19 protein-coding genes are annotated in these 19,680 nt (G+C 66.0%); 11 read left to right on the forward strand and 8 right to left on the reverse strand.

What is annotated here, in order from left to right:
* Nucleotides 1-9: 9 nt before the first annotated feature.
* The 5 genes from EAO78_RS10705 (at nt 10) to EAO78_RS10725 (ending at nt 3,745) form a co-directional block, all read left to right on the forward strand.
* Complete coding sequence (locus EAO78_RS10705) at nt 10-786, forward strand: DUF5803 family protein (RefSeq protein WP_122105825.1); 777 nt, start codon at nt 10-12, stop codon at nt 784-786.
* An 88-nt stretch (nt 787-874) separates the two neighbouring features.
* Nucleotides 875-1,561, forward strand: coding sequence for a competence/damage-inducible protein A (locus EAO78_RS10710; protein ID WP_122105826.1), 687 nt, complete (start codon nt 875-877; stop codon nt 1,559-1,561).
* A gap of 284 nt (nt 1,562-1,845) precedes the next feature.
* On the forward strand, nt 1,846-2,952 hold the full coding sequence (locus EAO78_RS10715) for an ATP-NAD kinase family protein (RefSeq protein ID WP_122105827.1): 1,107 nt from the start codon (nt 1,846-1,848) through the stop codon (nt 2,950-2,952).
* Nucleotides 2,953-3,038: 86 nt separating this feature from the next.
* Complete coding sequence (locus tag EAO78_RS10720; RefSeq protein WP_122105828.1) at nt 3,039-3,314, forward strand: hypothetical protein; 276 nt, start codon at nt 3,039-3,041, stop codon at nt 3,312-3,314.
* Entirely contained in the window at nt 3,311-3,745 is a 435-nt protein-coding gene (locus tag EAO78_RS10725) for a type II toxin-antitoxin system VapC family toxin (protein WP_122105829.1), read from the forward strand. The genes EAO78_RS10720 and EAO78_RS10725 overlap by 4 nt, the downstream gene beginning before the upstream one ends.
* 664 nt (nt 3,746-4,409) lie before the next feature.
* Here the strand turns inward: EAO78_RS10725 and map are convergent.
* Nucleotides 4,410-5,318, reverse strand: a complete 909-nt coding sequence (map, locus tag EAO78_RS10730; protein ID WP_122105830.1) for a type II methionyl aminopeptidase — start codon at nt 5,316-5,318, stop codon at nt 4,410-4,412.
* Nucleotides 5,319-5,394: 76 nt separating this feature from the next.
* Nucleotides 5,395-7,446 (reverse strand): histidine kinase N-terminal 7TM domain-containing protein, encoded by a 2,052-nt coding sequence (locus tag EAO78_RS10735; RefSeq protein WP_122105831.1) that lies wholly within the window; start codon nt 7,444-7,446, stop codon nt 5,395-5,397.
* Between the two features lie 99 nt (nt 7,447-7,545).
* On the opposite strand from EAO78_RS10735, the gene EAO78_RS10740 reads away from it, so the two are divergent.
* Nucleotides 7,546-8,013, forward strand: coding sequence for a peroxiredoxin (locus EAO78_RS10740; RefSeq protein ID WP_122105832.1), 468 nt, complete (start codon nt 7,546-7,548; stop codon nt 8,011-8,013).
* A gap of 35 nt (nt 8,014-8,048) precedes the next feature.
* Here EAO78_RS10740 and EAO78_RS10745 read toward each other — a convergent pair whose 3' ends face one another.
* From EAO78_RS10745 to EAO78_RS10755, 3 genes are all read right to left on the reverse strand, one after another.
* Complete coding sequence (locus tag EAO78_RS10745; protein WP_122105833.1) at nt 8,049-8,975, reverse strand: DMT family transporter; 927 nt, start codon at nt 8,973-8,975, stop codon at nt 8,049-8,051.
* Nucleotides 8,976-9,094: 119 nt separating this feature from the next.
* Entirely contained in the window at nt 9,095-9,463 is a 369-nt protein-coding gene (locus tag EAO78_RS10750) for an Hsp20/alpha crystallin family protein (protein ID WP_122105834.1), read from the reverse strand.
* 136 nt (nt 9,464-9,599) lie between these two features.
* Nucleotides 9,600-10,286, reverse strand: coding sequence for a helix-turn-helix domain-containing protein (locus EAO78_RS10755; protein WP_122105835.1), 687 nt, complete (start codon nt 10,284-10,286; stop codon nt 9,600-9,602).
* A gap of 277 nt (nt 10,287-10,563) precedes the next feature.
* Here EAO78_RS10755 and EAO78_RS10760 point away from each other — a divergent pair, with 277 nt between their 5' ends.
* The 5 genes from EAO78_RS10760 to EAO78_RS10780 are packed head-to-tail and all read left to right on the forward strand — an operon-like array spanning nt 10,564 to nt 16,665.
* Nucleotides 10,564-12,276, forward strand: coding sequence for an ABC transporter substrate-binding protein (locus EAO78_RS10760; protein ID WP_122105836.1), 1,713 nt, complete (start codon nt 10,564-10,566; stop codon nt 12,274-12,276).
* 19 nt (nt 12,277-12,295) lie between these two features.
* On the forward strand, nt 12,296-13,255 hold the full coding sequence (locus tag EAO78_RS10765) for an ABC transporter permease (RefSeq protein ID WP_122105837.1): 960 nt from the start codon (nt 12,296-12,298) through the stop codon (nt 13,253-13,255).
* On the forward strand, nt 13,252-14,262 hold the full coding sequence (locus tag EAO78_RS10770) for an ABC transporter permease (RefSeq protein WP_122105838.1): 1,011 nt from the start codon (nt 13,252-13,254) through the stop codon (nt 14,260-14,262). Before EAO78_RS10765 ends, EAO78_RS10770 begins: the two co-directional genes overlap by 4 nt.
* 2 nt (nt 14,263-14,264) lie before the next feature.
* Nucleotides 14,265-15,305 (forward strand): ABC transporter ATP-binding protein, encoded by a 1,041-nt coding sequence (locus EAO78_RS10775; RefSeq protein WP_238987668.1) that lies wholly within the window; start codon nt 14,265-14,267, stop codon nt 15,303-15,305.
* Nucleotides 15,298-16,665: an ABC transporter ATP-binding protein gene (locus EAO78_RS10780; RefSeq protein WP_238987669.1), complete on the forward strand. Its 1,368-nt coding sequence runs from the start codon at nt 15,298-15,300 to the stop codon at nt 16,663-16,665. The genes EAO78_RS10775 and EAO78_RS10780 overlap by 8 nt, the downstream gene beginning before the upstream one ends.
* Before the next feature lie 38 nt (nt 16,666-16,703).
* Here EAO78_RS10780 and EAO78_RS10785 read toward each other — a convergent pair whose 3' ends face one another.
* From EAO78_RS10785 to EAO78_RS10795, 3 genes are all read right to left on the reverse strand, one after another.
* Nucleotides 16,704-17,873: a M24 family metallopeptidase gene (locus tag EAO78_RS10785; RefSeq protein WP_122105841.1), complete on the reverse strand. Its 1,170-nt coding sequence runs from the start codon at nt 17,871-17,873 to the stop codon at nt 16,704-16,706.
* Nucleotides 17,874-17,909: 36 nt separating this feature from the next.
* Entirely contained in the window at nt 17,910-18,815 is a 906-nt protein-coding gene (locus EAO78_RS10790) for a proline iminopeptidase-family hydrolase (protein WP_122105842.1), read from the reverse strand.
* Between the two features lie 103 nt (nt 18,816-18,918).
* Nucleotides 18,919-19,584 (reverse strand): DUF1028 domain-containing protein, encoded by a 666-nt coding sequence (locus EAO78_RS10795; RefSeq protein ID WP_122105843.1) that lies wholly within the window; start codon nt 19,582-19,584, stop codon nt 18,919-18,921.
* Nucleotides 19,585-19,680: the final 96 nt, after the last annotated feature.

The following is a 19,680-nucleotide window of genomic DNA, read 5'->3' on the forward strand; positions in this document are numbered from 1 at the left end:
TTCGAGCGCGTGAACCGACGCCTCGTCCTCGCCGTGACGCTCGTCGCGCTCCTCGCCGCGAGCGCCGGCTGTCTCGGCTACGCGACCGGCGGCGGGGAGGTCGCGAACGAGACGCTCGACGCCGAACCGCCCCGCGACTACGACTTCGACGTCGACCGCGACGCCGCCTTCGACCTCTCGACTGACGCGCGGTACACGGTCGTCTACGACCTCTCCGGGCGCGACGAGCTCCGTCTGTACCGCCAGACTCCGTACGCCGGCGACCAGCCCCTGGAGTTCGAGGCGTTCCGGTATCAGTACCCCGACGGCGAGGTGGTGACCGGAAGCGAGTTCCGCGCCCGCGGCGGGGAAGTCGAGCGGACGCCGGACGAGACGTGGGTCCGCCTCGGCGACGACATGGAGGGCGGGAAGGTCGCGTTCACGAGCGACGGGTCGCCCCGACGGTTCACGTCGTTGGCGTACGTCGAGGGGTCATACGCCGTGACGCTGCCGCCCGGATTCAGCACGGACTTCCCGCTCGTCGGACACGTCTCGCCGCGGAGCTACGAGGTCGAGACGGTCGACGACCGCGACCGGATCGTCTGGGAGGAGGTCACGGGCTCGATCGTCGTCCAGGCGTACCGTGAGACAGACCTCGTCGTCTTCGGCGGGATCCTCGCGATCGCGATCCTCGTCGCGATCGTGGGGACGCTCAGGTTCAAACGGCAGCTCGAGGAGCTCCGCGAGCGCCGCCGCGAGATGGGCCTCGGCGTGTACGACGACGAGGACGACGACGGCTTCCTCTGACCGGCGGCCGAGTCCTCGGCGACCGCCGGACCGGATCCGACCGTCCCTCCCCGGCGACCTTTTGACTCGCCGTCGCGTGGGTCCGAGCATGAACGCCGCCATCGTCACCGTCGGGGACGAACTCCTCGTCGGCGACACCGAGAACACGAACGCGACCTGGCTCTGCGGCCGACTCGCGGACCGGGGCGTCCCGGTCCGACGGGTGACGGTCGTCCCGGACGAGGTCTCGGAGATCGCCCGGGTCGTCAACGAGTACCACGCGGAGTACGACGCCGTGATCGTCACCGGCGGGCTCGGTCCGACCCACGACGACGTGACGATGGAGGCGGTCGCCGCCGCGTTCGGCCGGGACGTCGTCGAGAACGAGGAGGCGGCCGCGTGGCTCGAGGAGCAGGGGTACAGCGCGGACGATCTCGCCGCGGAGACGACGCATCTGCCCGCGGGCTGTCGGCCGCTCGCCAACGAGGCCGGCGTCGCGCCGGGCGCGGTCGTCGAGTCGGTCTACGTGCTTCCGGGCGTCCCGACGGAGATGAAGGCGATGTTCGAGCGCGTCGAGTCCGAGTTCGACGGCGACCCGATCCACGCGGTCGTCGTCGCCGTCGACGAGCCCGAGAGTACCCTCATCGGCCGGTTCTCGGAGCTCAGAGAGCGCTTCGACGTGAGCGTCGGGTCCTACCCGGGCGAGAACGTCAGGGTGAAGATAACCGCGGGCGACGCGACCGAGGCCGAACGGGCCGCCGCGTGGTTGCGGGAGCGCGCGGAACTGGTCGAGTGAGGGACGGGTCGACGGCCGACGGTCAGTGGGCGACGAGCCGGCGGTCGTCGTCAGCGCGCGAGATAGGCGACCCAGACGGCGGTGACGACCAGGCTGACGGCGAGCACGGCGAGCGCAGTCGCCTCGATCGGGAGCGGCTCGGGCTGAACGGCGGACAGGATCATGTACGGAGGTTGTCCGGGTCCCGGCTTAAAGCTTGATCTTCGGCGGTCGGCCGTGGCGCGCACGGCCCGACCCGCCCGCCGTCGACGACCCGTTAAGTGGTCGACGCCACAACGTCGGGTATGCACGTCGGCGTCGTGATGAACCCGATCGCCGGAATGGGCGGTCGCGTCGGACTGAAGGGAACCGATGGGAAGGTCGCGGAGGCACGCGAGCGCGGCGCGGAGCCGCGTGCGCCCGACCGCGCGGCGCGAGCGATGGAGCGGCTCGCCGCGGTCGCGCCCGAGACGACCGTCTCGACGGTCGGGGACCCCATGGGCGAGACGGTCGTCCGCGGGGCGGGGTTCGAGCCGGCTCGCGTCGTCGATCCGTTCGACGACGGCGGAGATCCCGGGACCGACGGCGAGAATTCTCCCGAGACGACCGCCGAACACACCCGTCTCGCGGTGGCCGACTTCCTCGAGGCGGGCGTCGACCTCGTGTTGTTCGTCGGCGGCGACGGCACCGCGGCCGACGTGGCGACGGCGCTCGAGGGCACGGACACGCCGATGCTCGGCGTGCCCGCGGGCGTGAAGGTGTACTCGTCGGTGTTCGCGGTCTCGCCGGAGGACGCCGCGGAGGTGGCGGCGACGTTCTCGCGGACGGAGCGCCGCGAGGTGATGGACATCGACGAGGACGCTTACCGGGAGGGCGAGGTCCATCCCGAGCTCCGCGGGGTCGCACACGTCCCCGTCGCCGAGGACCTCCAGTCGTCGAAACAGACCGCGAGCGGCACCGTCGAGTCACTCGCCGAGGGCGTCGCCGACGACGTCCGGGCACGCGAGGGCGACGGAGTCACCTACGTGCTCGGACCCGGATCGACCGTCGGCGCGATCAAGGCCGAACTCGGCTTTTCACCCTCGCCTATCGGCGTCGACGTCTGGCGCGACGGCGAGGTGATCGTCCGCGACGCGACGGAATCGGAGATCCTGAACGCGCTCGGCGAGGAGAACGTGATCGTCGTCTCGCCCATCGGCGGGCAGGGGTTCGTCTTCGGCCGGGGGAACCCGCAGCTCTCGCCGGCCGTGATCCGCGAGTGCGACGTCACGATCGTCGCCTCCCGGACGAAACTCGACGACGTCAGAGTCCTCCGGGTCGACACCGACGACCCGGACCTCGACGCGGAGCTGGCCGGGTGGGTCCGCGTCCGCGTCGGGAAGTTCGAGACGCGGATGATGAAGATCGTGTAGCGGTTCCGTCGTGACTCGTCGGACCGTCTTCGTAGCTCACTCATTTGATCGAAAGGTTAACTCAGTTAGCTACTCAACTGACTAGCATGGCGACCGCAGTCAAGATGGACGAGGAAACGAAGTCCAAACTCGAGGAGTTACAGGCCGAAATCAAACTCAGAACGGGAGAGAAGGTTACCCAGCAGGAGATCCTGGAACGTCTCGTCGACTCGGCCGTCGGGTCGCGAACGGAGTTCATCGATGGCTTCCGTAGCGGTACGGATGCCCTGTCCGCGGACGAGATCGACCGATTCGATTCGGGTACGATCTCCTCGGGCGTCGAGACCGAGGAGGACGACATCGACGAGATCCTTTACGGATGAGCGTCTTCGTGGATACCGGCGTGTTCTACGCCCATCACGACGTCGACGCGAGCCGGCACGACGTCGCGACGGAAGCGCTCACCGAGGTCCTTCGATCTGCCGACTACGGACACGTGATGGCGAGTGACTACGTCTACGACGAATCGGTGACGCTCACGTACCGCCGTACCGGTCGGATGGCGGATGCGATCGAACTCGGTCGACGCATCCGTGGTGTCGATCCCTTCCCGGACGCCATCGATCTCCTGTACACGTCACAACCGCTCTTCGGCAAAGCGGTCGAACGGTTCGAGCAGTACGCCGACCACGGGCTCAGTTTCACTGACGCGATGACCGTTGCGCTCGTAGAGAGTCACGATATCGATACGGTGCTCAGCTTCGACGACGACTTCGACGGACTCGTCGATCGACTGGTTCCCGCGACGGTTTAGACAACCACCTTTTTCATCGTCGGGTTCCCTCGCTCACTGCGTTCGCGTCGGGAACCACTCCTCGAAAAACCTGGAGGGAAAAAGCCGACTCCGTCGTCTCCGACGGCTTCGTCGGTGAAACGCCTCGCCGTGCTCGGCGTATGCTCAATACAGGCGGAGGAACGAACGATCGCCGGAGCGGTGGCGCGCCTCCGAGTGCCCGTCAGGGTACGAGGAGCCCGCGAGGGACGCCGCGGATCGAGCGGCGAGGTTGGGGAGGCATGAGGCGCGGGGCTGTGCGGGGCGGGGTGGGATTCAAAGGGGCAGCCGCGATTCCCGCGAACGAAGTGAGCGGGAAGTCGGGAGACGGAGTCTCCCGGAAGGATGAACCCCGGCGACGTAAGCAGGGAGGGACCTCCGATCCCTCCAGCAGCCGGCGCGAAGCGCCGGCGACACTGGAAGGAGCGAGCAACGCGAGCGACTAAAGCGCACAACGAGCCGCGGGAATCCTCGCGGCTGGGACTTTGGACGTGTTCACCGCGCCGGAAACGATCCCACATCGATCAGTCCGATCACTCTCAAAACAACCGTACTACTTGCACGGTCCAACGATCGAGAGATTCACACGAGTCTTATCGGAAAGATCTGATAAAACGCCTCTCTGACTCCCGACTCGGTACCTACCCTATCCGTCGAAGTCGTGGATGCCCGCGGTGATGACCTCGACGCCCTCGTCGGTGACCAGGAGCGTGTGTTCCGCCTGACTCACGAGCGCGTCGTCGGCCTCCTTGAGCACGGGGTATCCCTTGATTACGTCCGCCTGTTTGAGTCGCCGGAGCGCCATCCCGGCCCGCTCGTTCGAGAGCCACCGGGCGGCGAAGGGAAGGCCGTCGAACTCGGCGATCTCCTCCAACACCTGTCTGGCCCGCCGGTCGCGGACGCTCTTCTCGCGTTGGAGCTCGTAGATCTCCTCGTCGGTTCCCTCGCCGACCTTCCCGCGGCCGTCGGTCGCGAACGGCTCGATGGCGACCGCCTGTCCGGGCTCGAGTTCGACGGAGCGGTCGACCCCGCGGTTCGGGACGTTCGGTTCGGTGTGCGCGTCGTACTGCTGGACGCCGTGTCCCGAGAGGTTCAGAACCGGCGTGTAGCCGTACCCGCGGATCACGTCCTCGATCGCCCGTCCGACGACGCCGACCTCGACGCCCGGTCCCGCCTCGTCGACGGCCGCCTCCAACGCCATCTCGGCCGCCTCGACGAGCTCGACGTTTCCGGTGTGGTCCACCGTGACCGCGGCGTCGGCGATGTAGCCGTCGACGTGGACGCCGACGTCGAGACACACCATCTCCTCGCCGAACTCGGTGTCGTCGTCGCGGGACGGGGTCGCGTGGGACGCCTCGGGGTCGACGCTCAGGTTGACGGGGAACGCGAGCCCCGCGCCCTCCTCGCGAACGAAGTCCTCGACCCATTCGGCGACCTCGAGCTGGCTCCGACCCGGTTCGACCATCTCCCTGGCCTCGTTCATCGCCTCGACCAGCACCGCGCCGGCCTCCCGGTAGCTCTCGACCGCGTCGTCGTCGAGGGGTCCGTGACTCATGTAACCCGGTTCGTCGAGGGGCCGCAAAGAGGTTGCGGGAACGTACCGCTCGCCGGGGCCCGGGCCGGATACCGGGTCACGCGCCGTCCATGGCCGGGAACCACATCGAGACGAGCGTTCCGGTTGGCTCGCGGGTCTCGATCGCCAGCTCGCCGCCCGAGCCCGTGACGATCCAATGGACGAGCCAGAGCCCGAGCCCGCTCGCGTGCTCGAGGGGCGTCTCGCGCCCCTCCGAGAACACCGTCCGCTCGACCGGCGGGATGCCCGGCCCGTCGTCGGCGATCTCGACACGATACCCGTCCTCGTCGGGGCCGACGGCCACCTCGATGTTCGCGACGGCTCCGTCGTGGTGGATCACCGCGTTCTCCAACACGTTCCGCACCGCGGACTCGAGCAGTTCGTCGGCTGACACTACCGCGACCTCCGGCGTCGAAACGGACACCGACGCGTCGGGGAACGCCGTCTCCAGCGAGTCACAGAGTCGCGGCAGCAGCGACGCGAGGTCGATCTCCGCCGGGTCGAACTCGTCGTGAAGCGCCACGTCGATCTCGCGGGCCTGTTCGCTGAGATGCGTCAGCGTCTCCACCTTCCGATCGATCACGTCGAGGTGCTCGCTTCCCTCGGCGTCGACGTGGTCACGGAGCAGGTCGGCGTACCCGCCGATCACGTTCGCGTCGTTCTTCAGGTCGTGTCTGAGAACCCGGTTGAGTACCTGTAGTCGCTGTTCGTGTCGTCTGTTTTCCGTCACGTCGGTCGCGGTGATCACCACCTCCTTCGTGGCGTTCTCGAAGAGCGGCTCGATCGTCGTCTCGAAGGCGCGCCAGTCGCCGTTTTCGTGGGCGATCCGGTGTTCGAACACCTGTGGTTCGCCCGTCTCGAGGGCGGCCTCGAACCGACGCTGGCTCTCGGCGCGGTCCTCCGGATGGACCAGATCGAGGATCGGCCGCCCCTCGACGGTCGCCGCCTGCCGGCCGAGGAGCCGGTCGATCGACGGGCTCACGTACCGGAGCAGGCCGTCGGTTCCGCAGATCGCGATGACGTTCGGAGACTTCTCGATGAGCGCTCGATACCGACGCTGGAGCGTCTCGCGTTCGGTCACGTCGCGGAAGAGGACCACGCTGCCGCTCCGCTCGGCTCCCGAGACGGCCGAGGAGACCGCGTGTTCGGTGACCGTGAGGAACAGCGGTCCGTCCTCGGTCTCGATCGTCGCCCGTCCGCCCTTTCCGGTTCCACCGTTCCGGACGGCATTGAACACCGTCGGCACTCCCGAAAACGCCGCCTCGGCCGACTGGCCGAACTCGAGGGAGGCGAACAGCTCGCGGGCACGGTCGTTCGCGTCGACGACTCGGTCGGCACCGTCGAGAACGACCACGCCGTCCGAGAGGTTCGCGAACGCGGTCTTCCGCGCGACGGGCGAGAGGTCGAGCAGCCGGTACCGAAACACCACCCAGGCGACGACCCCCACCGTCACGGCGAAGGATATCGGCGTGAGGTCGACGAACCGAGGCCCCACGGACGACCACGCGCCGAGAACTCCGACGGCCATCGGAAACGTACCGGCGAGAAACAGGAGTCCGGCCTGCCGCCGGAAGATCCCGGTCCGGTCGATCGCGGCGTATCCGAGCACGGCGAAGCTGAGCAGGTTCACGGCGTAGCTGTACGCGGTGAACGCCAGCAGCGCGACCGTCGGCGAGTACGCCAACACGAGGTGTCCGCCGTCAGACGTCGCGAGCGCGGGGGAACGATAGAACAGAGGGACGGCACCGATCGACCACACGGCGGCGACGACTGACGCCGGGACCAGACAGATCAGTGCCAGCCGCCGGGGCCGGAACCAGGTCGATCGCCCGGTGTACGCCAACACGAACGCCGGCCACGCGGCGGCGAGCGTTCCGACGCCGATCCAGACGAACCGGTTCCAGAGTAGCGTTCCGGGGAGGGTGGTCGCCGACAGCTGGCCGGCGTAGGCCGTGGCCCATATCCCCGCCCCGACGGTGACGCCGAGGAAGGTCCGGACGAGCAGCGTCGACCCCCGGAACCGACGCGAGAAGGCGTACGCGGCGAAGACGAACGACGACGCCCCGGCCACGAGCAGCGGGACCGTGTACGGCGTCGTTTGCCAGACCATCGATACCGAAGGGATGTGGGTGGACCATAAAAACGGAGCGGAGACCGCGGGAGTCGACCGGATCGGTGCCGATAAGCCGCCACCGGCTCGACGGACGGTATGCTCGACCCCGGGACGGATGCTCCGACGTTCACGCTCGAGAACCAACACGGCGAGACGGTCTCGCTTGGCGGGACCGACGCCGCCTACACGGTCGTCTACTTCTACCCGCGGGCGGACACGCCGGGCTGTACGGCCGAGGCGTGTAGCTTCCGCGACGAGTGGGGCGCCTTCGAGGACGCCGGCGTACGGGTGCTCGGGATCAGCGACGACCCCGTCTCCGACCTCGCCGACTTCGCGGTCGACTACGATCTCCCCTTCGATCTCCTCTCGGACCCCGACGGCGAGGTCGCGAGCGCGTACGACTCCTACGGCGAAAAGGAGATGTTCGGGAACGTCTTCGACGGCGTCTTTCGGAACACGTACGTGGTCGATAGCGAGGGGACGGTCGTGCTCGCCTACGAGGGCGTCTCGCCGGAGGACCACGCCGTGGAGATCCTCGAGGACGTCGCGGCGCTACCGAACTGAGCCGACGGATCGTTCGGGACGTTCGGCTCCGGAGGTCAGAAGAACCCGCCGACCTGCGAGACGAGCTTCGGCACCTCCTCGGCGATCGCGTGGCGTTTTACCAGCCCGAAGCCGGCGAGGATGACGACGAATCCGGCGACGGTCGTCGCCGTCACCGGCTCCGCGAGGAGCACCGCGCCGGCGACCGTCGCGACCACGGGAACGACGTAGGAGACGAGGTTGATCTCGAACGCGCCGAGCCGGTCGAGGAGCGTGAAGTAGATCGTGTACGCCACGGCCGAGGAGAGCACGCCGAGGAATCCCAGCGCGACGAGCGCCGGCAGCTCGGTCGCGGGGAGTCGCTGTCCCTCGCCGAGCCCCAGGCTGAACCCGTGCATCAGGAGTCCGCCGAACAGCATCGCCCAGCCGGTGAGCGCGACGCTCGAGAACGTCGTCTCCACGACGCGGAGTCCGACGCTGCTGAACGAGACCGAGACCACGCCGACGAAGATGAGCGCCACCCCGATCGTCACCCCGCCGGCCAGGTTCGCGGGGTCCGGCTGGGCGACGAGTCCGACGCCGACGAACGCGAGCACGACGCCGACCCCCCCTCGCAGGTCGAGGCTCGACTCGCCGACCCACATCGCCGCGACGGCCGCAGTGACGATGGGAACGAGGCTGTAGGTGATCGAGGCGATCCCGCTCGTCGTGTACTGCTGACCCGTGAACAACAGCGAGTTGTTGGCTGCCACGTTGAACCCGCCGCTGAGTCCGATCGCGGCGAGGTCGCCACGAGTCCGTGGAAACGGGTTCCGTTCGGTGAGGAGGACGTAGGTAACGAGGACCAACGCCGCGATGTCGAACCGGTAGGCCGCGTACAACACGGGGGGATAGTACGCCAGTCCGACCTCGATGGCGACGAACGAGCCGCCCCACAGAGCCGAGAGGAGCGCGAACAGGAGGAAGTCGCGGTATCTGGACACGTTCGAGACGACGACGTCCGCCCGTATATCGGTGTCCGTTCCGGTCAGCGATCGGGGTTTCCGGGAGAAAGCGTTTCGCGATCGAGCTCAGGGAACGGGGCGACCGACGGACGAGCCCGTCAGCTCTCGATCTCGATCTCGGTTCCGGTCATCGCGGCGTCGACCGCCATCGGGAGCCGGACGGTGAGAATACCGTTCTGATACTCGGCCTCGATGGCGTCCTCGTCGATCGTCTTCGGGAACCGGAACCGGCGATGGTACGTCCGGCGCGTGCTGCGGAACTCGTCCTCGTGCTCGCCGGCGACGTTCAGCGTGCCGTCGTTCCACGAGACGGTGAGTTCCGCCGGATCGAACCCAGGGAGCTCGACCGCGAGGACGAACTCGTCCTCCTGTTCGTATAGTTCGTAGTCGTCGCTCCCTCGTTCGAACAGTTTGCTTGGCAGGTCCATGCCTCCGGTCCACGTGCTGGCTGGTCGTGGAAGAGCCATGTCTACCACCTCGAATCCGTTCGGTAGTATATGGGCGGCTCAATAAAAATCTAACGAATCATGACATGTATTAACAATATATAGGGAGACGAAAAGCGGCGGGCGGAGGACGTGGTAGCTTGCCTGACGGGCGGGTTCACGTCTCGAGTCGGTCGAGGACCCCAGCCATCACCTTCGCTTCGGCACGGGATAGGTGCTCCCAGACCGTGGTCGTTCCGAGTTCGAGTTCGTCGGCGACCGTCTCGATGCCGACATCTCCGCCGTGTTCGTAGTACCCCATCGCGATCGCGACCGCCAGCACCTCGCGCTGTCGTGGCGTGAGATCCTCGAGAAAACGGGACAGCTCCAGCTGTGGCGGCCGCTCTATCTCCGACAGCGGTACGTTTCGGGCAAGTTCGACATCGTTGCCGCCCGCTTCCAGCGCGCGGATCACGGCCGAAAGGTCGTCGTCGGGCTCCAAATACAGCGTCCACCGCTCGATCCCGGCGGTGATCGTCGTCCCCATCCGGTAGTGGATCCCGAGATCCGAGAGACGTTCGGCGATGCTGTCCCAGCGTTCGGCGTCGACGACGAGCGCCACGTAGACGTGGAACCCTTCGAGCGGCGAGAGCGGCTCTGCCTCGACGACGGATTCCGCCTCTCGGAACGCCTCGAGGAATCCCTCGATGTCGTCACCCGGCCCGCGGAGCTCGATGATCCGCTTTCGCTCCGTCCCCCGCCCAGTCATCGAGGAGACCGAGCGGAGCGTCACCTCCGGGTAGCGAGCGCTGGCCCCGCACTCGGGCGTGTCGTGGTGGCGGATCCGGAGCGTCACTTCGCGCATGGTCGAGGTGAGTCGGTGGAGGAACATAACGTGTTTCCCGTCGACCCGATCGACCCCGTCGCGATCGACGGTGGAAGGCGATCAGAGCCCAAATCAATTCGGGCAATGGTATATAAATAACGTCGAAAGTAGTAGATCCATTGAGAGTACAAATATGAAAACCGCAAGACAGCAGCGGATTTAGAACTGGTAGTACACTCGTTGATCGGACCTCAGCGAAAAGTTTAAATTTATATTACCTAAATGGTGGGTATGGTGGCGTTTACCACATAAACTCATGTCAGAAGAAAACACAAACAGTCCGTCGATCTCGGAGGCCGGGATAGACGCCGCAGATCTCGAAGGACCTAAAGTCGACCGGCGGACCGCGGTGAAGGTGTTCGGTGCGGCCGGGATGGGCGCACTCGCGGGCTGTGCCGGCGAGGGCGGTGGCGACGAGGGCAGTGGTGGTGATGGTAGCGGGGACGACGGCTCCGGCGACGGGTCCGGCGGATCGGACCGGTACGGCGGGCGCCTTCAGGCAGCGTGGTGGACCGGCGACATCAGCAACCTCGATCCGGCGTACATCAGTACGGGGATCTACTTCCAGCTCTCGGTCAACATCTTCAACGGGCTCGTCATGGCCAACGAGAACCTGGAGATCGTCCCGGACCTAGCGACGGATTGGACCGTCGAGAACGACGGGACGAGGATGGTCTTCGACCTCCGCGACGACGTGTCGTTCCACAACGGGGACCACTTCACGGCCGAGGACGTCAAGTACACGATCGAACGGAACATCGAACGCGAGGCGCCCCACAACCTGGAGAACGAACTCATCGCGGTCGAGGACGGGGCCGTCGAGGTCATCGACGACTACACGGTCGCGTTGAACTGGGAGGCACCGCTCGCGTCCGCGCTCGCGCTCCTCACCACCGGTCCGGGTCGCGCGGCGACGATCGTGAACGAGACCGCGTTCGAGGAGATGGGTGCCGACGCGTACAACCTCGAACCCGTGGGTACCGGTCCGTTCCAGGTCAGTAACCACGACACGGGATCGGAGATAATCCTCGACAAGTTCGACGACTACTTCAGGGAGGACGAGGACGGCAACTCGCTTCCGTACCTCGACGGCGTCGACGTCAGTCTGATTCCCGAGCCCGGAACCGTCGTGAACACCCTCCAGTCGGGAGACATCCAGTTCACGAACCTCCTCCCGTTGGGCAACATCTCCGAAGTCGAGGACAGCCCGGACGCCGGGGTCAGCAGTACGATAGGGAACACGTGGGCCGGCGTGATCTTCAATCACGCCCGCGAGCCGTTCGACGCCCTCGAGACGCGCCTCGGCATCGCCAAGGCCATCGACAACGAGGCGTTCGTCGAGTCCGCGTACTTCAACTACGGCGTCGCGAACCCCGGCGTCTTCTCGCCGAGCCCCGAGTGGATCTGGCGGGAGCCCGAAGAGAAACCGGACGATCAGGCCTACGCACCCGAGGAAGCGCGGGAGCTGTTGGAGGAGAGCGGTGCGATGGACACCACCATCAGCATCCTCGCGAACCCGGAGAACCTGCGTGCCTCGCGGGTCCTGAACCAACAGTTGAACGCGGTCGGCCTCGACTCCGAAGTCGAGCAGGTGACCTCCGCGACGTTCTGGGAGCGGTTCGACTACGACGGCGACTTCGACATCCTGCTCAGCGGAAGCGTCGACAAGCCCGACCCCGAGGAGTCGGTCTGGAACTTCTTCCGGCTGCCAGAGGAGGACGGCGTCTGGAACTGGGCGCAGTACCGCAACCAGGAGGTCCATGACCTCCTCGGCGAACAACGCCGTCAGATCGATCAGGAGGAGCGTCGTGAAACGCTCTGGGAGGTCGAGGACATCCTCATCCAGGAGGCAGCCTCCGGATTCATCGGACACCAGGAGGACGTCTGTGGGATCCGCAACGAGGTGAACGGCTTCGTCCACATCCCCGCGTTCGTCCGGAAATTCGAGCCTGTATGGTTGGATGAATAGGACGCGCGGTGACCGCTAAATGAAAAAGTACATCGCTAAACGCGTCCTCAACGCACTGTTCGTCGTTTGGCTGGTAGCGACGGTGGTGTTCTTCGGGCTACGGGCCATCCCCGGCGGGCCCGTTCGGACGATGCTGGGTGCCGAGGCCACCGAGGAGGCGGTAAACCGGATGCGTGCTGAACTCGGTCTCGATCAGCCACTCTACGTCCAGTACGTCGAATGGATGATCGACCTGGTGACGTTCGATCTCGGACAGAGCCTCACCTCAGGCGAACAGATCAGCGTGATGATGGCAAGCGCCGTCCCACGGACGCTCTCGATCGCGCTGATCGGGGTCGTCGTCGGCCTCGGGATCGCACTTCCGACCGGGATCATCAGCGCGACCCGAAAGGGGCAGCGCTCGGACTACGTCGCGACCGTCGCGGCCTTCCTCGGACTCTCGATGCCGGCGTTCTTCATCGGCATCCTGTTGGCGCTCGTCTTCGGCGTCTGGTGGGGCGTCCTCCCGATCGTCGGATACGCCCCGCTACAGGAGGACGGGATCGTCGAGTGGTTCCGTCGGATCCTTCTCCCCGGGATCTCCGTCGGCGTTCCGTACGCGGCCGTGGTGATGCGGATGACGCGATCCTCGCTGCTCGAGGTACTCGACGCGGAGTACATGCGGACGGCGAAGGCTAAGGGCGTCGGTCGAACCACGAGGCTGTACAAACACGCGATGCAGAACGCGCTCATTCCAGTGGTTACCGTCGCCGGGATCCAGATCGCGCTCGTGCTCGTCGGAAGCGTCACTGTGGAACTCGTCTTCGGTATTCAGGGGATCGGTCGGCTCCTCGTCGACGCGATCCTCGATCGCAACTATCCCGTCACCCAGGCGGTGATCCTCCTCGTCGCGTCGATCATGGTATTCATGAACCTCTCAGTCGACATCATTTACACGTTCCTCGATCCGCGGATCCGCTACGGGGATGAGGCGTCATGAGCAACGATCACACTACGTCCGGCCGGTCGGACTCGGACGCGCTCGACCCCGACGAACGGGAACGGATCGCTCGACGGTATCGCGACGAATCGCCGGTCGAATCGACCGAAAACAGGGGAGTGTATCGCCGAATACGCGATCAGATCCTCTCCGACAAGAAGGCGATCTTCGGCGCGACGATGGTGCTACTGTTCGTGTTCACGGCGATGTTCGCGCCGATGATCGCCCCGTACGAACAGGACGAAACGTTCGGAATCAACCAGGAGCCGAACAGCTATTCCGAGGGTGACTACACCGGCAACGGTGAGATCGACCGAGTGTGGCATGTGCTCGGGACCGACTCGTTCGGTCATGACTTGTTCACTCGTATCGTCTTCGGGGCGCGGATCTCGCTTCTGGTCGCGCTGACGACCGTGGCGTTCGCGTTTACCGTGGGGACCGCGATCGGGTTGATAGCCGGCTATTACGGCGGCCTGATCGACGAGTTGTTGATGCGATACGTCGACTTCCAGTGGGCGTTCCCCTCGATCATCCTCGCCGCAGGGTTGATCGCGTTCCTCGGCGGGCTCGGAGTGACGAACGTGGTGATCGCGATCGGGGTCGCCTTTATCGACGACTTCGCCCGATTGGTTCGGGGGGAGGTGTTGTCGATACGGGAGGAGGAGTACGTCCTCGCCGCCCGAGCGATCGGGACGAGCGACCGACGGATCATGACCAAGGAGATACTCCCCAACGCCGTCGCGCCGATCATCGTCCAGATGACGCTTATGATCCCCCTTGCGATCATCGCGGAGGCGGCCCTCTCCTTCCTCGGTCTCGGGGTCAAACCTACGACGCCGACCTGGGGGCTGTTGCTCGCGGAGGGGCGCCAGTACATCAACCAGGCGTGGTGGATCAGCGTCTTCCCCGGCCTGGCGATCATGGTCGTCGTGCTGGCGTTTAACATGTTCGGTGACAGCCTCCGGGACGCGTTCGATGTCAAGCAATCGGAGGTGTCGGAGAAATGACGATGCTGCAGATAGAGAACCTCCGGACGGAGTTCGAGACGCCTCGAGGGACGGTCACCGCGGTCAACGGTGTCGACTTACACATCGACAACGGCGAGATAGTCGGGCTCGTCGGCGAGAGCGGGAGCGGAAAGAGCGTCCTCGCACAGAGCGTCATGCGGCTCGTAGAGGACCCCGGTGAGATCACCGCGGACGAACTGCTGTTCAAGGGCGAACCGCTGCTCGAGAAGTCGGAAGCGGAGATGACGACGATCCGCGGCAACGAGATCTCGATGGTGTTTCAAGACCCGATGAACAGCCTGAATCCCACGATAACCGTGGGAGAACAGATCGCGGAGACCGTCCGACTCCATCAGGACATCGGCGAATCGATCTCGCTTCCGGCGGAGATGAAACGGAAGATAATCGGCGCCTCGAAAGCTAGCGAATCGTGGCGCCGGGCCATAGAGATGCTGGAGTCGGTTCAGATCCCGCATCCGGAGAGCCGTGCGACGGATTATCCCCACGAGTTCAGCGGTGGAATGCGCCAGCGCGCGATGATCGCGATCGCGCTCTCGTGTGAGCCTGACCTCCTGATCGCCGACGAGCCGACGACGGCGCTCGACGTGACCATTCAGGCGCAGATCCTCGAGGAATTACATAGCATTCTCGAGGTGTTCGATACGTCCATCCTACTCATCACGCACGACTTGGCGGTGGTCGCTGAGACGTGCGACCGGGTGAACGTCATGTATGCCGGGGAGATGGTCGAACGGGCGACCACCCGGGAGCTGTTCTCGAACCCCCAGCACCCCTACACGCAGGCGCTTCTCGCGAGCACTCCGCAGGTCGAGACGGCGGTAGAGGAGTTGGAACCCATCCCGGGGACCGTTCCCGAACCGATAGACATCCCGTACGCGTGTCACTTCGCGCCGCGCTGCCCGGAGGCGAAAGAGGAGTGTTTCGAGGTCGATCCGGCGTTCAGACGTGTCGGCAGCGAGGATCACGAGGCGGCGTGTATCCGCCGTGAGCCGGTGGACGGCGAGGTGATCGAGAATGAGTGAAACCGATATGACGGACGTCGGAGTGGAGGATACTGACCGGAACTCGAGCGAGGGTCCGCTGCTCCAAGCGGACGGACTGAAGAAGTACTTCGATCAGTCCGACGGGATGCTTGACCGGCTTCTCGGCCCCGCCTCGAAAGTCAAGGCCGTCGACGGCGTCGATTTCGAACTCGGCCGGCAGGAAACGGTCGCGGTCGTCGGCGAGTCCGGCTGTGGAAAAAGTACGCTCGGGAAAACGCTCCTCAACCTCCATGACCCGACGGGCGGGGAAGTCCGACTGGGTGGGACCGAGATCGGCGGCCTCTCCGACAAGGAGATGCTCCCGTACCGCAAGGAGATCCAGATGATCTTCCAGGACCCGCTCGCGTCGTTGAACCCGCGACAGACCGTCGGCGACATCATCAAGGCGCCGTTGGAGGTCCACGGTATCGGCGAGGACGACGCGGACCGGACGGAACGCGTGCGGTCGCTGCTCGACCGGGTCGGGCTCTCCCCCGACTACTTGGAACGATACCCGCACCAGTTCAGCGGCGGGCAACAACAGCGGATCGGGATCGCTCGAGCGCTCGCGTTGGAACCGCGGGTCCTCATCGCCGACGAACCGGTGAGCGCCCTGGACGTCTCGGTCCAGGCGCAGATACTCAACCTCCTCAGCACGTTCCAGGAGGAGTTCGGGCTGTCGATCCTGTTCATCACCCACGACCTCAGCGTGGTCCGGTACATCGCGGACCGGGTCCTGGTGATGTACTTAGGCGAGATCGTCGAGTCCGCGCCGGTCGACGAGCTGTTCGAGAGCCCGCAACATCCCTACACACAGTCGCTCCTCTCGTCGGTGCCGCGGATCGACCCGGAGGAACGGTCCGACCGGATCACGCTTCGTGGCGTGGTGCCGTCGCCGATGGATCCGCCCAGCGGGTGTCGGTTCCACACGCGGTGCCCGGTCGTCATTCCGCCCGAGGGCTGGTCCGGAACCAAAGAGGCGTTTCGATCCGCCTTCCGGTTCCGGAACCAACTGCTCTCGGAGGATATCGACATCGAAAACATCGAGACGCATCTCGAGGCGAGAAGCGGCCGCGCTACGACCGAAGCGGTCGCGGAGGAGGTGATCGCGGATACCTACCCCGGATCGCCGGAGGACCTTCCCGGAGGGAAACGAGAGGCGATCGAGTCCGCGGCGACCGCGCTCGCGAAAGGGGACGACGAGGAAGCAGCGTCGATCGTCTCCGAGGCGTTCCCCTCCCCGTGTGAACGTCGGACGCCGACGGAACACCGGCACGCGAGCGATCACGCCGTGCGCTGTCATCGGCTCGACCCGTCGGCGCCGGGACAGCCACGGCGGATCGGCGCGGACGACGATTGAGAGAGATCGGACGACAGTCGGGAAGGACCGGACGACGGTCAGGACGGGTCGGCGGCTCGCGGGGTCAGCGAGAGCGGGTAGTCGACCAGGTTCTCGAACCCGTCACGGGTGACGACGACGAGGTCCTCGAGGCGAACGCCGCCCCGGTCGGGGTCGTACACGCCCGGTTCGACCGTCACCACGTGGCCTGGCCGTAGCTCGCGGTCGTCGGTCAGTCCCGGCCCCTCGTGGAGGCTGACCCCTATCCCGTGGCCGACACCGTGATAGAACCCGGTCGAGACGTCTCCGACGCCGTATCCGGCCTCCGAGAGCACGTCCGAGGCGGCCTCGTGAACCGCGGCCGCGCGGACGCCGGCCCCCGCATCGAGGACGGACATCGCTGTCTCTCTGGCCTCGAGGACCGCGTCGTAGGCGGTCTCGACCCACGGGTCGGGTGAGCCGACCGTGAACGTCCGCGTGACGTCCCCGTAGTACCCGTGTGGACCGCGCGGCGAGAGGTCTATCAGTACGGACTCACCGGGTCGGATCCCGTCGGTTCCCGTGAAGTGAAGATCGGCGCAGGTCGACCCCGCGCCGATGACGGAGTTCCCGGACGGGTCCACGCCCCGTCGGGAGAGTTCGGCGTTGATCTCGCGACGCAGGACCTCCGTCGTCAACACGTTGCCGTCCCAGCGGGTCACGTCGCCGTCGACGGTCGCTTCGGCGAGGACGGCCTCGGCACGTTCCAGCCCTCGTTGTGCCGCGTGCTCGACCGATTCCAAGCAACGTTGCTCCCGTTCGGTCTTGCGCTCGCGCGCGCTCTCGACCGCACCCGTGGTGACGACCTCGTGTCCCGCCGTCGAGAGCCGGGCGTACACGTCGTGGCGGATCGCGGGGGGAACCGCGACCGCCCCGTCGACGTCGCGGTCCGCGAGGACGGCGAGCACGGCATCGACCGGATCCGGTTCAGCCCGGTCGCCGTAGCCGACGACGGCCGTCCCCGGGAACTCCCGTTCCGCCTGCTCGTCGAAGAGGGACGGCGGGAAGAGCAGGGCGTCGCCGTCGTGATACGCGAACGCGTACGCTCGGTCGGGGCCCGAGAAGCGCGTGAGGTACCTGAGGTCGTCGTCGAAGCGGTCGGCGACGTGAACGAACGCCGCGGCGTCCGCGTCGGTCAGCACCTCGGCCAGGAAGCCGTACTCCGTCTCCGGTTCGTCCGGGTGGTCCATACGAACACGGAGCATGACATCCGATATAAACGCACCTCACTCGAGCCGTTCCGTGAGGTACGTCTCGACCGTCCCGTAGTGTTCCTCCGGCTGCTCCCAGAACGGCATGTGGCTGCTCGAGTCGAACTCGACCAACCGCGAGTCGGGGAGTCGGTCGTCGATCCCTACTGCGATCTCCGGATCGATCTCGTCGTGTGTCCCGGTGAGCACGAGCGTCGGCACGTCGATCCTCCCGAGCTCGTCCCGCACGTCCCAGCCGCGGAGCCGGGCCGTCTCGGTCAGGACGTACTCGTTCGGCCCCCACATCAGCCCGTACACGTCGGTGTTGACGTTCTCCAGGGTGTGTTCGACCGCGCGCGGGTACTCCTCGAGGCGACAGACGTGGGACCGGTAGACGTCGTCGAGCGCGTCGAGGTACGCGGGCGCGTCGTAGGCCCGATCCGCCTCGTGTTCCTCGATCACGTCGAGCCGTTCCGACGGGAGGTCCTCGGCGTGGTTCCGCATCGATCGGTACGCGGACGCGGTGTCCGCGAGCGTGTTAGCGAGGACCAGTCCCGACAGTTTCTCGCCGTACTTGATCGCGTACTCGAGCGCAAGCATCCCACCCCACGACTGTCCGTACACCAGGAACCGGTCCGGATCGAGTTCGCGACGGACCGCCTCCACTTCCTCACGGTACGCTTCGATCGTGTATCCGTCGAAGTCGCCCGGGGCAGGACGGCTCGACCGTCCGACACCGAACTGATCGTACAGTACGACGCTCAGGTCGTCCGACTCATGTCGAGAGAGCGGGAGGAGGTAATCGTGCGGCATGCCGGGCCCCCCGTGGAGTGCGAGCATGACATCGTCGCCGTCGCCGAACCGGCGAAAGTACAGTTCCTTGTGATCGACGGAGAGGTAGCCCTCCGCGTGCGGGTTCCGTAGATAGTCATGTGTCGACATGGATCGCTCGAGTGAATCGACAGGGGCGACGAAGCATATAGTTGCCCCTCGCGGAACACGGCGGGACGCAACGTCCGAGACTCCCGATAACAACCGATCTCGGCTAATCGAAGATCCGCTCCTTCGAGTCCTCGCTGAATCCGTCGCTGGCGTCGTATGCGGCCTCGTACACCCGTCGGATCTCGGCTATCGGGTCGTCGGCGTGGTCGACGCGGAGATCGTGGTACGCGGTCGTCTTCGGCGCGGACACACACACCGCGGCGGAGCTGTGCCCGCGCTTGTCGCCGCCGACTTCGACGCCGGCCGCGAGCGCATCGATCAGCCGGGGGACGAGCCCGGCGTCGACCGTGTTAGCTGGATCCGTCGCGAGAAATGCGTCGGCGGCGGCGGGCAGCGCCTCGGGACCGGCGAGCATGTTGCCGGCAACGGAGACGCCCTCCTCAGGATACGTCTCATCGCCCGACCACGGGTCGGTCTCGTCGCCGGTGTACGCGAAGACATCGTCGTCGGCGACGCCGTGGAGCTGGCGGAGTCCGTCGTGCTCGTCACGGACGAGGACGCCCGAAAGTGCCTGCTCGAGCGGCACGTCCTCGAGGAGCGCGATGCCGCGGCGACCCAGGCGCACGTTGACGAACGCCTGCGTACTGACGGCACCGCGACGACTAACGTACGGGGCGAGCGCGCCCACGGCGGGTGCGTCGGTCGTTACGGCGACCCCGTACACCGTGCCGGCGTCGGTCTCCTCTTGAACGCAAATGGAAAACGTCATACGAACCTCTGTGACGGCCGTCGGTATAACCGTCACTCCGAAACTATCCGGTCGGAGCCGCCGGGAACAATTCGGGGGGGTATTTAACCCAGTCGT

This window comes from Halobellus captivus (assembly GCF_003697845.1).
Lineage (GTDB): Archaea > Halobacteriota > Halobacteria > Halobacteriales > Haloferacaceae > Halorubrum > Halorubrum glutamatedens.

Coding starts and splice junctions, on each gene's coding strand:
- EAO78_RS10710 (WP_122105826.1), top strand. CDS start 875: ATGAACGCCGCCATCGTCACCGTCGGGGACGAACTCCTCGTCGGCGAC.
- EAO78_RS10715 (WP_122105827.1), top strand. CDS start 1,846: ATGCACGTCGGCGTCGTGATGAACCCGATCGCCGGAATGGGCGGTCGC.
- EAO78_RS10720 (WP_122105828.1), top strand. CDS start 3,039: ATGGCGACCGCAGTCAAGATGGACGAGGAAACGAAGTCCAAACTCGAG.
- EAO78_RS10725 (WP_122105829.1), top strand. CDS start 3,311: ATGAGCGTCTTCGTGGATACCGGCGTGTTCTACGCCCATCACGACGTC.
- map (WP_122105830.1), bottom strand. CDS start 5,318: ATGAGTCACGGACCCCTCGACGACGACGCGGTCGAGAGCTACCGGGAG.
- EAO78_RS10735 (WP_122105831.1), bottom strand. CDS start 7,446: ATGGTCTGGCAAACGACGCCGTACACGGTCCCGCTGCTCGTGGCCGGG.
- EAO78_RS10740 (WP_122105832.1), top strand. CDS start 7,546: ATGCTCGACCCCGGGACGGATGCTCCGACGTTCACGCTCGAGAACCAA.
- EAO78_RS10750 (WP_122105834.1), bottom strand. CDS start 9,463: ATGGCTCTTCCACGACCAGCCAGCACGTGGACCGGAGGCATGGACCTG.
- EAO78_RS10755 (WP_122105835.1), bottom strand. CDS start 10,286: ATGCGCGAAGTGACGCTCCGGATCCGCCACCACGACACGCCCGAGTGC.
- EAO78_RS10760 (WP_122105836.1), top strand. CDS start 10,564: ATGTCAGAAGAAAACACAAACAGTCCGTCGATCTCGGAGGCCGGGATA.
- EAO78_RS10765 (WP_122105837.1), top strand. CDS start 12,296: ATGAAAAAGTACATCGCTAAACGCGTCCTCAACGCACTGTTCGTCGTT.
- EAO78_RS10770 (WP_122105838.1), top strand. CDS start 13,252: ATGAGCAACGATCACACTACGTCCGGCCGGTCGGACTCGGACGCGCTC.
- EAO78_RS10775 (WP_238987668.1), top strand. CDS start 14,265: ATGCTGCAGATAGAGAACCTCCGGACGGAGTTCGAGACGCCTCGAGGG.
- EAO78_RS10780 (WP_238987669.1), top strand. CDS start 15,298: ATGAGTGAAACCGATATGACGGACGTCGGAGTGGAGGATACTGACCGG.
- EAO78_RS10785 (WP_122105841.1), bottom strand. CDS start 17,873: ATGGACCACCCGGACGAACCGGAGACGGAGTACGGCTTCCTGGCCGAG.
- EAO78_RS10790 (WP_122105842.1), bottom strand. CDS start 18,815: ATGTCGACACATGACTATCTACGGAACCCGCACGCGGAGGGCTACCTC.
- EAO78_RS10795 (WP_122105843.1), bottom strand. CDS start 19,584: ATGACGTTTTCCATTTGCGTTCAAGAGGAGACCGACGCCGGCACGGTG.